The following is a 13,895-nucleotide window of genomic DNA, read 5'->3' on the forward strand; positions in this document are numbered from 1 at the left end:
ACTCAGTGCAAGGAGTTTTGATAGCCAAGTGAATGAGATCCATGCACGTGTAGCAGTCCTTAACAGATTTACGGAATTAGGTCGACCACTTACCCAAGTTACGCCTTAAATTTGGCTCAATTAGGGGTGCTTTGCATTTCAAATCTTTGTGCAACAAAGCCTATGCAACTCGCATCAGACTATTTACAAATGAGTGAGCGTCATCTTCGACGCTACTTATTGCTAGAAGGTATTAGTTTTCAGCAAATTCGACAAACCGTATTAGAACGAAAAGCGAAACAGATGCTTGAAAATAATCTCTCCATTGGGGACATTAGCCAAGCTTTAGGTTTTAGTGAAGTACGTGAATTTCGTCGGGCATTTAAACGCTGGACAGGCCAAGCGCCGTCTGTTTATAAAAATGGTACCGAATGATCCTAAGCTGATACGGAGGCCCATTTTTTCTGTTTTTATTCGTTCCCTCTTTAAAAGTTGAAGTTGAAATGTGTTTAATTAAAGCAACCAAACTGTTTCGGTCAGCTGCTTAATTTCATCCATATCATGGCTGACATACAACATCGGGATATGGGTTTCATGTTGGACGGTTTGAAAAAAAGGAAGGATTTCCTGTTTATGTGCAGCGTCTAACGCAGACAAGGGTTCATCTAATAATAATAAATTTGGCGAATACAACAGTGCCCGACCCAATGCAACTCGCTGCTTTTCACCACCTGAAAGCTTCGTCGGCATACGACTGAGTAAATGGTCGAGTTTAAGCAGTTCAATAATATAATCGGGATCAAAACGTCGGCTTTCAGGCCGAATGCGCTTATAGCCAAACAATAAATTTTGCATCACCGTCATATGTGGAAACAGTTGTGCATCCTGAAAAACCAAACCAACATGACGTTGCTGTACATTTAAATTGATCTTATTTTTCGCATCGAACCATGTCTGATGATTGATTTTAATCCAGCCCTTGACTGGAGTATTAAGTCCTGCAATAGCATGCAAAATACTGGTTTTTCCTGAGCCTGACGCTCCAAATAAACCAACGACAGGATGTTCAGATGAAAATGTCTGATCGAGTTTAAATTTGCCTAAATTTAACTGAATATGACAGTCAATCATCGTCTTAATGTCCTCGTTTGTTTTTCTGATAGCGATGGAACCACTGGGCAAACCATAACGCCAAAAATGCCACAGTTAATGACAGAATAATCAGTCGCCAGACCGCCTGTTCAGTGTCGGGTTGCTGCATCAGGCTATGCATGGCCAAGGGCAAGGTTCTTGTCTCCCCTGCAATGTTACCGACAAAGGTAATGGTTGCGCCAAACTCGCCCAGACTGCGACAAAAACATAAAATAGCCCCCACCAATATGCCACTGCTGGCTAAAGGCAAAGTGACATAAAAAAAAGTGCCCAAGGAGGAAGCACCGAGCGTTTTCGCCGCCATTTCTAGTCGTTGATCCACCAACTCTATGGCCAAACGAATCGATTGAACCAAGAGTGGAAAGCCCATCACGGCTGAGGCCAAAACTGCGCCTTTCCAATTAAATGCAAAATTGAGTCCTAAAGGCTCAAGATACTTACCCAGTATCCCGTTTCCTCCAAAAACCTGTAACAGCAAATATCCCGGCACCACAGGCGGCAGCACCAGAGGCAGGAAAATAAAGGTTTCAAATAAGGATTTGCCAAAAAAATCTTTACGTGCCAAAACCCAACCCACTGCCAATGCAGGGATCAGACTAAAGGCCAAACAGGTTGCAGCCACTTGGCAGGATAACTTGAGTACCTCTATTTCTTCAGCCGATAAAGAAAACATCATCACTTAGCAGCAGATAAAACGGTAAAGCCATATTTTTTAAAGACTGCATGTGCTTGTTTACTTTGTACAAACTGATAAAAAGTTAGCGCATCGGGATTATTTTTGACAAGAGCTAAGGGATAAACAATCGGGGTATGGGTATTGATAGGGAAAACATCAACGACGGTTACATCTTTACTGATAGCAGCGTCGGTTGCATAGACAATGCCAAGCTGACATTCACCACGTGCTACAAAGTTGAGCGCAGCTCTGACATCTTCAGTTTCAACCAATCTTGGTTCAAGTTTTGACCACCACCCCAATGCGGTCAGTGCCTGTTTCCCATATTTTCCGACTGGGACACTTTTGGTGTCGCCTGTACAAAGCTTGCCTTGAAAAGCGGTAGAAGGATCAAAACTTTTATCCATTTTTATTTTGACGGGCTTAGCTTTGGGCGAAATCAGAACAAGACGATTGCCCAATAAATTCACACGTTTATTCGGCACAATTAACTTTTTATTTTGCAGATAATTCATCCATTGTTCATCTGCCGAAATAAAAACATCCGCAGGTGCACCCGCTTCAATTTGCTTGGCCAAAGTCGATGAACCTGCATAGGAGGTTTTCACGCGTACTCTTTTTTGTTGTTCAAACATTGCATCGACATCTGCTATAGCATTGGTCAAGCTAGCCGCTGCATAAACGGTAATAGCTTGCTCTGCATGTACCTGTGCCCCAAGAGCCAAACCACAACACAACATCGCATATCGCATGCACTTATTCTTAAAATTAAGCAGCACCATGTTCCCCTTAAGCATTATAAATTGACCGATATGTTTTCAAAAATATATGGATACACAAGCAACGTCAATTCCAGAAACAGATTATTTATCGTTCAAGTTAAAGTGTTTGTATCCTAATCACGTGACTGATACTGCTCTTGCAATCGAGTGAATAGATAAGAGCTTTTATCAAATAGAGGAAGCTTATTCGTGTATGTAATGACTTACTACGAGAAGCATCTAGTTGAACTGAATAGATTATTGTTTCAGGTGTTGAGCTATTTCTTCAAAATCCTGCTCAATCGCAACGCGTGCTTTTATTTCCATCTGTCTAAATTGACTTAAAATACTTTCGCCCAAGTCTGTGAGTTTTGCCCCACCCCCATGCGTTCCACCTTTTTGAGTTTCGACCAATCCTGACTGAAAGCTATGATTCATGGTTTCAACCAACTGCCATGCACGGCGGTAGCTCATATTCATACTTTTTGCAGCTTGAGAAATTGAGCCTGTACGGCGAATTTCTTCCAATAACTCGGCCTTACCTGGCCCAAAGGCAATGTCTTGATTAAGAAGTATTCTGAGCTGTAATTTTAATTTGACGTCTTGCATACATTCACTCAAATAAAGACTGGTCATCAAAGCAGATGACCTAAAGAAAAACCTTTTACTTTTTATACAGCAAAATTTTGAATATCAAGTATATAAAACAAAACCATTACCGCGGCAAAAACTCGCTAAGGTCAAACCTGACTGCTTTGCCATATTAATCGCCATACTGGTTGGAGCTGAAATACACGCCAGCAAGGCGATATTCAGTTGAGCACACTTACGAATCAACTCATAACTGGCGCGGCTGGTCATCACTACAAAACCTTGATTTACATCATAATGATGTTCTGCAATATAACCCAATAGTTTATCTAAAGCATTGTGTCGGCCTACATCCTCAAATAAAGCCACTATTTCTCCCGCTTCAACCCACGCAGCCGCATGTGCACCGCCCGTCATTTGGGTGATTTTCTGTCGGGTATTGAGTTGAGCAATGGCTTGGGGAATTTGAGCCAACCATGACTCAGTAACTTGCGTGGTAATTTGAGGTAAATCCAAATGAAGCTGCTGCAAGCTTTCAATTCCACAGAGCCCACAACCCGTGCGTCCAACCATCATCCGTCGATGTTGTTTGAGCGCCATAAAGGCCCGAGTAGAAATCGTCATTTCGACTTGGATCCCAAATTCCGTTTCGTATATGTCTAAAGAGTAAAGCTCTTTCAAACTCGTCAAAATACCTTCAGACAAGCTAAAACCTTTGGCAAAGACTTCAATATCTGCTGGCGTCGCCATCATTACCGCATGGGAAATCCCATTATAAACCAAGGCAATAGGGTGTTCTTGCACTACAAAATCAGATTGTTCAACAGCTCTATTTTCACTTAAACGCTGAATATCAACAGCTTCATACCCCAGAGAACTCAACTTAGACGCTCGAATATCCATAATAATTTTCCAATCTTCCCTAAACACTAAACCCTTCAATCATGAAAAAAATGACACCTCTAAATCAGGTGCCATTTCAGTATTGAATCACCTAGCCTGCTCGATTCACGATCTGATTGGCATCTTCAGGATCAACCGCTTGTGCCAAGTTGAAATGTTCAGGCGCTTGTCCTGCATGCAAAATCACAGGCACGCTTTTCGAAGCTGGTATTTTGGCGTATTTATCATGGCTACTAAGTGCAACCAATGGATTGTTCTCCGGATAATAGGCTGCGAGGCTACCCCGTGGAATGTTATACGGTACGATACGGAAGCTTTGAACCACACGTTTAACACCATCCGAATAGATACTTTCGATATCCACCCATTGATCTTCAACAAAGTCAGCCGCAGCGATATCTCCTGCATTCATAAACAAAACACGGCGCTGACCAAATACACCACGATAACGGTCATCGAGTCCATACAAGGTTGTATTGTATTGGTCATGAGAGCGCGTGGTCATTAGGGTATAGACTTTGGCCCCTGTATATTGTTCAGCGTATTTATTCTCTTTATCGGCATACACTTCAGCCAACGGCGTAATTAAAAACTGTGCCTTGCCTACAGGCGTATTCCACACATGCTGATTGGCTGGATGCTCTAAGTGAAAGCCACCCGGCTGATAGACGCGTGCATTAAAATCATGGAATTCATCAAAGACCTCTTCAATCGAATCTCGAATACGGTCATAACTTTCTACATACCATTTCCACTTGATATCACTGTCTGGTAAGACGGCTACCGCCATACGCGCCACAATGTCAGGCTCTGAAAGTAGATTCTTAGAAGCAGGCTCATTACGCCCTGCTGAAAGATGCACATTACTCATGGAATCTTCAACACTCACTGCCTGCGGCCCATGCTGTTGCATATCAATTTCGGTACGCCCCAAACAGGGTAAAAGTAATGCCTCTTTACCACAAACTAAATGGCTACGATTCAACTTCGTTGCAATCTGTACTGTCAAATCACAACGACGTAAGCCTTCTTGTGTATAAGGTGTATCTGGAGTGGCAACAGCAAAGTTACCACCTAAACCAATAAAAACTTTTACACCACCTTCATACATCGCCTGAATGGTATCCACCACGCCAAAACCATGTTCACGTGGCGACTGAATGCCGAATACTCGGTCCAGACTATCCAGCAATTTTGGGCTTGGTCGTTCATTGATCCCCATGGTTCGATCGCCCTGCACATTACTGTGCCCACGAATCGGAGCTAAACCTGCCCCTGGACGACCAATATGCCCTCTTGCCAACATTAAGTTCGCGAGCATATGTACATTTGCAGTCCCGTGCCGATGCTGTGTAATCCCCATGCCCCAACAGAAAATGGCCGTTTTGGCATCCAAATACATTTTAGCTAAAGATTCTAAATGCTCAGGGCTAAGTCCCGTATGTGTATGAATATCTGACCATGCAGTACGATCTATTTCTTCCATCATGGCATCGAAACCGACTGTATTCATTTCGATAAAAGATCGGTCAAAAACGCTCTTTTTCCCAGCTGCCAGTGCTTGAATGTCCCATTCACGTAAATGTTTCAGCATCCCAAACATGAGCGCATAGTCACCGCCCACGTTGGGTTGGAAATAATAACGACTAATGGGTGTACTGCCATTGGTCATCATCTCAACAGCTGCTTGCGGATCTTGAAAACGTTCTAATCCTCGCTCTTTGAGTGGATTAATGGCAACGATATTGCCACCACGGCGCGATACTTCACGTAAAGTCCCCAGCATCCGCGGATGGTTGGTGCCTGGATTATGCCCAAAACTGAAAATCGCATCTGCGATATCAAAATCTTCTAAAGTTACCGTTCCCTTACCCAAACCAATTGAGTCACGTAAGCCAACACTGGTGGTCTCATGGCACATATTGGAACAGTCTGGGAAATTATTGGTACCATAAGCACGGACAAAGAGTTGATATAGAAATGCCGCTTCATTACTTGCACGACCAGAAGTATAAAATGCAGCTTGATCTGGATGATCCAAGGCATGTAAATGTTTTGCAATTAAGGCAAAAGCATCATCCCACGAGATGGGCACATATTTATCGGTCGCGCTGTCATAACGCATTGGATCAGTTAGACGACCTGAATCTTCAAGCAAGAAATCACTTTGCTCAGACAGCCAACTGACTGTATGGGTTGCAAAAAACTCAGGCGTAACACGTTTTGAAGTGGCTTCAAAGGCAACGGCTTTCGCACCGTTTTCACAAAAGTTAAAGGCATGTGCATCTTTTTTTTCAGGCCATGCACAACCCGGACAGTCGAAACCTGTGGGTTGGTTAATATTGAGAAGCGTAATCGCACCTTTTTTGAAAACTTCCTGTCTCTTTAAGTTTCTTGCAACACTTAACAACGCGCCCCATCCACCCGCAGGATTGGTATAAGGTTCTATTCGTGCATAGCTGGTTTCTTCATCATGCTTTTTATCTTCAGTGTTTTCCATCTCACCGCCCTCAATATTTATCTTCGGTAAAAAGTTCTGCAATGATCAATTCACTGTTCGCTTTGCTCATACTTGCAAGCGATTTGGATTGCTCAACCCTTTTTTATTGCTCTTTTCTTATTCATCATGCCTGCGTTTCTTGGCACAATTCCAAAAACACTTCTGATCAAAAATATCACCCTTTTGGCATGCAATTTCAATAGATGAATTATTACAAAAGACAATGATTTGATGGATCATGTTCGGGCAACACACCCTCTCATTTTTGAAAATGAACGAACTAAGCGACTTTAAGACTCTGTTTGATCTTTGAAATAAAACATTTCATACTCTTGTTTATAAAAACTAAATCGTATGTAAATACGAAGTGGAGCGACTATGGACGGTTCGACGACTACACCCTTAGAACATAGGTCAGCGCAACTGATCGATCAATTTGGCCGTCATAAACATAAACTCCGAATCTCACTGACAGATCGTTGTAACTTTCGTTGTAGTTATTGCATGCCCGATATGCCTGAATGGTTAGCCAAAAAAGACATATTAAGCTTTGAAGAGCTTTTAACATTTTGTGAAATGATGGTCAGTTTAGGCATTCGGTACATCCGCTTAACAGGTGGCGAGCCTTTGATGCGTCAAGGCGTAGTCAATTTTATTTATGCTTTGAATCGACTCAAGGCACAGGGCTTAGAACGTATTTCCATGACCAGCAATGCTTCCTATTTAAACAAGTATGCACGAGCGCTAAAAGAAGCAGGACTAGATGATCTCAATATCAGCCTCGATAGCATTCATGCAGACACGTTTATGAACATGACCAAACGTCCGATAGCACCTGTTCTCGAAGGCATTGCGGCAGCACAGCAAGCCAATCTCCCGATAAAATTAAACTGTATTTTAGTCGCAGGACAAAATGATCATGAAGTGCTTGAACTGACCCAATGGGCTTATCAGCAGAAGATCGCATTACGTTTTATTGAATATATGCCTTTAGATCAACCTGAACACTGGCAGGCAGAAAAAGTTATCACTGAAGATGACATTATCCAAATACTTGAACCCCATTTTCAGATTCAGAAACAAGCCAGACAACATGACCCTGCAACCATTTATCTGCTTAATGATCAATACACATTAGGCATTATTTCCACCATCAGCAAACCCTTCTGTCAAAGCTGTGACCGTTTACGTATCACTGCAACGGGAGAGCTATTTACCTGTTTATTTGCCAATAGGGGAACACCGCTGCGTCATTTACTTCAACCAAAAGATTCCGCTTTATTACAAGCTCAGATTCTCAATGCTGTGTGGCATAAAAAAGCAGGGTTTATTGAACATCAACATGCCCCAACGCGCAAAATCAGTATGCATGCCATAGGGGGTTAATCAACTGGTTAATTTTGAGTTTGTCAGTCATTCGACTGTATCCGCTTTTATTTTTGTGTTATCTAAATACGTCATAAACTTTTTCTCTTGATCGAACAGTTTCACTTTAGATCAACACTTCAATGTTTCGGAATACTTTATGAAAAACGTTGGCATGAAGCCAGAAAGCTATCGCGTTGCAACTGCAAGCTCCGAACTGCTTGCCCCTGCACATTGTTTACAACTTCTTGCCGACGGCAATACCGAAAAAGGTGATGCTCTCAAAACAGCCCGCATTGCTGGGATTTTAGCCGCAAAACGTACCGATGAACTGATTCCGCTGTGCCATCCGCTACCTATTTATCGTGCCGATGTCGATTTTGAACTGCTTGTCGACCGTGTGATTATTCGTGCAACCGTTGAAACGATTGGGCCAACAGGTGTAGAAATGGAAGCGTTGACCGCTGCCAGTATTGCGGCTCTCACCATTTACGACATGCTCAAACCCCATTGCGAACCGCATGAGCTGATCATTCAGCAATGTAAACTCGATCTGAAAAAAGGCGGAAAATCACACTTTAAACGTCATTTGCGTCAGCCTGTTTCTGCGGCAGTATTGGTTCTATCAGATACCGTTGCCGCAGGTCGTAAACCAGATACTGCTGGCCGCTCCGTCGTCGAGACCTTAACCGAAGCTGGTTTTGATCCAATTCATTATCAAATTTTACCTGACGAAGCCGATCAGTTAAAAGCATTGGTCTTAGAGCTCACTCAATCTTATGCTTGCATTATTACTGTAGGCGGAACAGGCATCGGCAAACGTGACATTACAGTAGACACACTTGAGCCTTTACTTGAACGTGAGCTCAATGGCCTGATGGAAGCCGCACGTGCTTTCGGACAAAAACGTACCCCTTATGCTGCGATGTCACGTGGCGTTGCAGGTTTTATCGACCGTTCATTGGTGATTACCCTTCCGGGCAGCCGTGGTGGTGCAAGTGAATCTATGGCAGCCATTTTACCTGCTTTGGTTCATATTTTTGATGTCTGCCGTGATCTACCTCACCCAGGAGGTTATGAATGAGTTGCTCTGGCGTTGGTTTAATTACACTCGATCAAGCTCTTGAACACTATAGCGCCGTCCAAACATTGCCTGTCGTTACTTTGCCTTTAGTACAGGCGCATAGACATGTTTTAGCGGCAGATGTTGCATCAACAGTTGCCTTGCCTCTATTTACCCAAAGTGCAGTTGATGGCTATGCGCTGCGCTCTGAAGACTTGCAAGCTGGAATTACCAGCTTTGAATTGGTTGGTGAAATTCGTGCGGGTATTGAAGAACATATTGAGATTCAAGCAGGTCAAACTGTTCGTATTTTTACTGGGGGCAAGCTGCCAAACTCAGCAGATACTGTGGCTCGACAGGAAATTATCACGCGTGGCCATAAACAAGCGACTCTAACTCAAGCTTTGGACAAAGGCGCAGACATTCGTTATCAAGGTGAGGAGTTATCCATCGGGACAACACTTGCACAGCAAGGCCTGCGTTTAGGCAGCGGTTTAATTGCGGCACTCAGTATGGCGGGTGTTCAGCATGTCGAGGTTTATCGCCAACCTAAAATTGCAGTGCTTATTACCGGTGATGAAGTCAGTACGCAACTGGACAATCAATCTAAAGTGTTCGATGCCAATGCGCCAATGATCCTCACTTGGCTCAAAGAACACGGTTTTTCTGAAGTCCATTTAGAGCATGTGATTGATGATGAGAAGATACTCACACAAGCACTCTCGAATGCCATGAATCATTATGACGTGGTCATTACCACAGGCGGTGTTTCGGTTGGCGATTATGACTTGATTCGACCTGTTTCAATGGCTTTAGGTGCAAAAGAGATTTTCTGGCAAGTTGCGCAAAAACCGGGTAAACCATTGTATTTTGCTGAATATCAGACAGACTATCATCATTCTTATTTGATTGGCTTGCCTGGGAACCCTGCTGCTGTACTCACCTGTCTTGCTGTACATGTATCGACACTATTGGCGGCTTTACAGGGAGTTACGTCTCCCGCACCCGCTTGGAAAAAAGCTCGTTTCAACGACAGTATTAAACAAGACAGCCGTGAGCAACTGGTTCGCATGGTATTAGATGTCAACGAGTTTGGACAATTAACCGTTTCCAAACTCGGCAAACAACAATCCCACATGCTCAGTAATTTAAATCGAGCCAATAGTATTGTTCGAATCCCTGCTCGATCTGATGCCCCTATAACATTGGACTATGTCGATTTCATCTCCATCTAACAACATAGATTGGATAGTGATACAAACCAAGTGCTTTTTTGCACACGATCTAAGGCATGAACAGCTTTGTCCTAGACCGTACATCTCAATATTGAACGGTTATTATTGATATCCCTACACACGGATGTTAGGTCAAAATCATGCAAAACTACCCAGCAACAGCACTGGTGATTTTAGCGGGTGGTAAAGCCACACGAATGAATGGGGTCAATAAGCTTTTGCAAAGATTTGACCATGAAGTCCAGTTGTTAAAAATATATTCAGCTTTTGATGGAAAAGTTCAGGACATATGGATCAATAGTCATCGCGATTATGCGCAATATAGTGAGTTGATTCCTGATATTCGCTGTTTCAAAGATAATAATGCCGGTTTTTTAAGGCCTTTAATCGGTATTCAAACGGCATGGTCATATGTGCAGGCTGATTATATTTTATTTATCCCGTGTGATATTACCAATATTCCACAAGATATATTGCCGCGCCTCCATCACACATTAGAACAACATCCGCACTCTTCTGTTGTCTACCTGAATATCAATGGACAAGCGCTCTACCCTTTTTGTTTGTTAAAACGCAATAGTCTAGAAACCTTGAATAACCATTTACACCAACAACAATTCAGCTTAAAACACTGTTTCAACGATCTGTCGCCACAAACAGTAGATATTCAAAATGCGCATTTGGCTTACCACAGCCTCAATTCATTTGAAGAAGTGCACGATTACCAAAAGTCATTAGACTCTTAGTCGAGTCATATCATTCAAACCGTACTGTCATAGATAGATATAGCGAAATAATAAGAAAAATGGCGTTTTATTTGTCTGTACAAACTGACTTTCCCATTTTGATGATCAAATTAAATAATGCTAAAGTGAATTAATAAGTACTCAATAAACTGAAGTCAGCAAACTATTTTTTAAATCTGTTTTAACCGAGGCGACATGCAGGACATTCATATCAAAATCGAGGCTTATGGTGCAATTGAAAAGCATCTTCCTGTCGAACTTAGCCTGAGTTGTGTGCCGAACAGTTTAATTGCTGATGTACTTGATCAAATAAAAATACGTTATCCATCTGCTTCTGACCTGCTGGAACGCTGTGTTTGTGCGATTGGTGAAGATATTGTGGCGCGTCAAAGTCGATTAGTACAAGATAGCACCTTGGTATTACTTTCACCCGTTGCCGGAGGCTAAGATGTTAGAGTTTGCTCGTATTCAAGATACTGCTCTCAATTTAGAGGATTTTGACGGCATTCAAGCATTTCCTGAATGCGGCGGAACAGGTATTTTTATTGGTACGGTTCGAAACCATCATGAAGGACGCACGGTTCAGGCACTGAAATATACATCTTATGCACCTGTTGCCGAAAAGATGATAAGAACGATTGAACAAGAGATACAAGAAAAATATGCGCTTCGCTATGTTCGGGTTGTACATCGGATTGGTACATTAGACATTGGTGATAAAGCTATTATTGCCATTGCGTATGCTCCACATCGCTGAGAAGCATTTCAGGCCTGTGAAGAAGCGGTTGAGCGTGTTAAACATGAAGTGCCAGTTTGGAAAGAAGAGTTTTATACCGATGGAAGCAGCCAATATGTTGCAGGCTGCTGTATTCGCCAAGACTATGATGAAAAGCATGAACAACACCATCATCACTAGAAATACTTGCATCCATTGATGCTAAAAAGCAATGAAACTCTTTAAACGAAAATAATGGGAAATCATCTATCGCAATCTTCAAGTTTAGTTTTCCCAGTCAGTCCAAAGCCCTCTTCTACTTTGGGCTTTGAACTCGGATGGCGTTATTACGGCTTGATATTATGAAGCACTTTTTGATTTATAGCCGACGAGCATCTTTTCTTTCAACTTTTCAATATCTTCATCCGATAAGCCCAAACCTTCTGTCGCATACTTATCAATACTGCCATACACTTTGATGACTTCATCGAATTGTGCTTTAAAGAATTCTTCACGCACATCAAGAACTGGTCGATATATATTAGCGGCTGCTTCACCTTGGGTGTTGACCATATATTGATACGTCGCATTGACACGGTCTGCGGTATACGCATTTGTTAAAAGATAATCTTGTAAGACATCGTCATACTTCATACCGACCAATAACTGAATCACAGCGGTAACCCATCCCGTACGATCCTTGCCTGCTGTGCAATGATAAAGCTGAACACCATCTGTATAAATTAAACTATTAATCACTACTCCGAAACGTAATTGAGTGCCTTTATCATGCGCAGCCATATTCGCCATTGAGCTATTAAAAAAATTGATCATATCTTCAGCTGTAGCAATTCCTTTCGGTAGATCACTCTCTTTTGAACCAGCAATATTTACCATCATAATATTAGTATCGGGACTTAAAATATCTGGGCTTTTTTCTCTTTCAGAATTGGTTCTCAGATCATAGACGGTCTTAATTTCCAATGTTTTAAAGGTTTCTAAGTCTGTTTCATTTAATGGCAAATAGTTCGATCGATAAATCACGCCTCGTCTTAATTTCAAACCATCAGCGTTAACATAATTGCTTGAAATGCTATTTCCTGCAATATCACGAAAGTTGTCTGCTGTTTCAATTGTAGGTGTATCTGCCAAATATAAACTCGGATCATCCGTAGTATTTGCCGGATTATCAACGACGGTGTTATTAGCATTGTTTGATGAGTTTGAATAACGACTTTCCTCACCACATCCTGTAAGGATAAGCGTTCCTACAAGTAATGGGATAAATAAACTTTTTTTAAGACAAGAAACTAAAAGGCTTTGTTTAGTACTGACGTCCATGGTCTTTTACACATCTGATTTACGGAAGTCGTATTATTGTTAGAGCACATTACATTTACATGAATAATCAAGAATAAAACATAAGCCAATATATTAATTTTTATAGTATTTATCTCAAAATAAAATCACATTAGTGACATAAATCACAATTTAATACACATCAACCCGCGTAAGTGACTGGATGGAATACTTTAATCATTTTGTCATTTTTTATGATAATCAAATGCTGCGCCGAACACGATTTGTTATAGCTAGACCAGTACTAAGCACATTGTCTTATCAGTTCATGTAATTGCATCAATCGATACTAAAATTTTGCCCATATCTAAAAATACACGGGCTTCCATATGCTAACGCATGCACTAAATTTTTAATATTTTGCCTTGGAAAATAAAATTTTCTAAGCTTTAAGCGTACAAAAACTGATTCAAACCAATTACTTGTTCTATATAAATTCGATCAATTTACGTCATATACGGTAACAGAGTCGCCATGATTAGTTACAACACTTAGATTTATTGCAAATAGCTAGTGTCGTCATAGAGCAACAATAAACATTTAAATTGTTGCAAGAAATATAACGAAGGTAGCTTTGAGTGAAATGAAAATAGAGCTTAAAACTGTATTTTTAATATAGCTTCAGAAAGGAAAATAAAAAAAATGGTGCGCTCAGCGGGACTCGAACCCACGCCACAGGCTTCGGAGACCTGTACTCTATCCAGTTGAGCTATGAGCGCGCGAGCACATCATATCAAAAAAAATCACAAGGTAAAGCATCTATATAGCTTAGAGTGATTTTCCTGCTTATGCTTTATACAATGTTCCATATCTGCAACACAGAATTGCGAGTAGATTACTTGGTTTATTA

General features: G+C 41.6%; 12 protein-coding genes, 1 tRNA gene and 3 pseudogenes. 8 read left to right on the forward strand and 8 right to left on the reverse strand.

Annotated features, from left to right (window positions below; all coding sequences use genetic code 11):
- Together MF4640_RS19010 and MF4640_RS11065 are read left to right on the forward strand one after the other, a co-directional pair.
- Positions 1 to 109 (forward strand): annotated as a pseudogene (locus MF4640_RS19010) (IS5/IS1182 family transposase); the annotation flags it as partial.
- A 74-nt stretch (positions 110 to 183) separates the two neighbouring features.
- Positions 184 to 414: pseudogene (locus MF4640_RS11065) on the forward strand (helix-turn-helix transcriptional regulator); the annotation flags it as partial.
- A 78-nt stretch (positions 415 to 492) separates the two neighbouring features.
- Here MF4640_RS11065 and MF4640_RS11070 read toward each other — a convergent pair.
- From MF4640_RS11070 to MF4640_RS11095, 6 genes are all read right to left on the reverse strand, one after another.
- The gene (locus MF4640_RS11070) at positions 493 to 1,110 is read right to left on the reverse strand and encodes an ATP-binding cassette domain-containing protein (protein ID WP_078389593.1); all 618 of its coding nucleotides are present in this window, start codon (positions 1,108 to 1,110) and stop codon (positions 493 to 495) included.
- A 4-nt stretch (positions 1,111 to 1,114) separates the two neighbouring features.
- On the reverse strand, positions 1,115 to 1,807 hold the full coding sequence (gene modB, locus MF4640_RS11075; RefSeq protein WP_078389594.1) for a molybdate ABC transporter permease subunit: 693 nt from the start codon (positions 1,805 to 1,807) through the stop codon (positions 1,115 to 1,117).
- Entirely contained in the window at positions 1,807 to 2,559 is a 753-nt protein-coding gene (modA, locus tag MF4640_RS11080) for a molybdate ABC transporter substrate-binding protein (RefSeq protein WP_227518647.1), read from the reverse strand. The genes modB and modA overlap by 1 nt, the downstream gene beginning before the upstream one ends.
- A gap of 267 nt (positions 2,560 to 2,826) precedes the next feature.
- Positions 2,827 to 3,177: a winged helix-turn-helix domain-containing protein gene (locus MF4640_RS11085; protein WP_078389621.1), complete on the reverse strand. Its 351-nt coding sequence runs from the start codon at positions 3,175 to 3,177 to the stop codon at positions 2,827 to 2,829.
- A gap of 84 nt (positions 3,178 to 3,261) precedes the next feature.
- On the reverse strand, positions 3,262 to 4,062 hold the full coding sequence (gene fdhD / locus MF4640_RS11090; RefSeq protein WP_078389596.1) for a formate dehydrogenase accessory sulfurtransferase FdhD: 801 nt from the start codon (positions 4,060 to 4,062) through the stop codon (positions 3,262 to 3,264).
- Between the two features lie 91 nt (positions 4,063 to 4,153).
- Positions 4,154 to 6,562, reverse strand: coding sequence for an FdhF/YdeP family oxidoreductase (locus MF4640_RS11095; RefSeq protein ID WP_078389597.1), 2,409 nt, complete (start codon positions 6,560 to 6,562; stop codon positions 4,154 to 4,156).
- 378 nt (positions 6,563 to 6,940) lie between these two features.
- Here MF4640_RS11095 and moaA point away from each other — a divergent pair, with 378 nt between their 5' ends.
- From moaA to MF4640_RS11125, 6 genes and pseudogenes are all read left to right on the forward strand, one after another.
- Entirely contained in the window at positions 6,941 to 7,948 is a 1,008-nt protein-coding gene (moaA, locus tag MF4640_RS11100) for a GTP 3',8-cyclase MoaA (protein ID WP_078389598.1), read from the forward strand.
- Between the two features lie 139 nt (positions 7,949 to 8,087).
- Positions 8,088 to 9,011 carry a bifunctional molybdenum cofactor biosynthesis protein MoaC/MoaB gene (moaCB, locus tag MF4640_RS11105; RefSeq protein WP_004695990.1) on the forward strand — a complete coding sequence of 308 codons (924 nt, stop codon included), beginning with the start codon at positions 8,088 to 8,090 and terminating at the stop codon, positions 9,009 to 9,011.
- Positions 9,008 to 10,225, forward strand: a complete 1,218-nt coding sequence (locus MF4640_RS11110) for a molybdopterin molybdotransferase MoeA (RefSeq protein ID WP_078389599.1) — start codon at positions 9,008 to 9,010, stop codon at positions 10,223 to 10,225. The genes moaCB and MF4640_RS11110 overlap by 4 nt, the downstream gene beginning before the upstream one ends.
- Before the next feature lie 140 nt (positions 10,226 to 10,365).
- A complete protein-coding gene (locus MF4640_RS11115; RefSeq protein ID WP_078389600.1) occupies positions 10,366 to 10,971 on the forward strand; it encodes an NTP transferase domain-containing protein in 606 nt (201 codons plus the stop codon).
- Between the two features lie 195 nt (positions 10,972 to 11,166).
- A complete protein-coding gene (locus MF4640_RS11120; protein WP_078389601.1) occupies positions 11,167 to 11,418 on the forward strand; it encodes a MoaD/ThiS family protein in 252 nt (83 codons plus the stop codon).
- Position 11,419: 1 nt separating this feature from the next.
- A pseudogene (locus tag MF4640_RS11125) lies at positions 11,420 to 11,887 on the forward strand (molybdenum cofactor biosynthesis protein MoaE).
- A gap of 159 nt (positions 11,888 to 12,046) precedes the next feature.
- Here the strand turns inward: MF4640_RS11125 and MF4640_RS11130 are convergent.
- Together MF4640_RS11130 and MF4640_RS11135 are read right to left on the reverse strand one after the other, a co-directional pair.
- The gene (locus tag MF4640_RS11130) at positions 12,047 to 13,027 is read right to left on the reverse strand and encodes a tyrosine-protein phosphatase (RefSeq protein ID WP_078389602.1); all 981 of its coding nucleotides are present in this window, start codon (positions 13,025 to 13,027) and stop codon (positions 12,047 to 12,049) included.
- 661 nt (positions 13,028 to 13,688) lie between these two features.
- Positions 13,689 to 13,764: transfer RNA gene (locus MF4640_RS11135), tRNA-Arg, on the reverse strand.
- Positions 13,765 to 13,895: the final 131 nt, after the last annotated feature.

The organism is Acinetobacter sp. MF4640 (genome assembly GCF_002018895.1).
In the GTDB taxonomy this organism is placed as follows: domain Bacteria; phylum Pseudomonadota; class Gammaproteobacteria; order Pseudomonadales; family Moraxellaceae; genus Acinetobacter; species Acinetobacter johnsonii.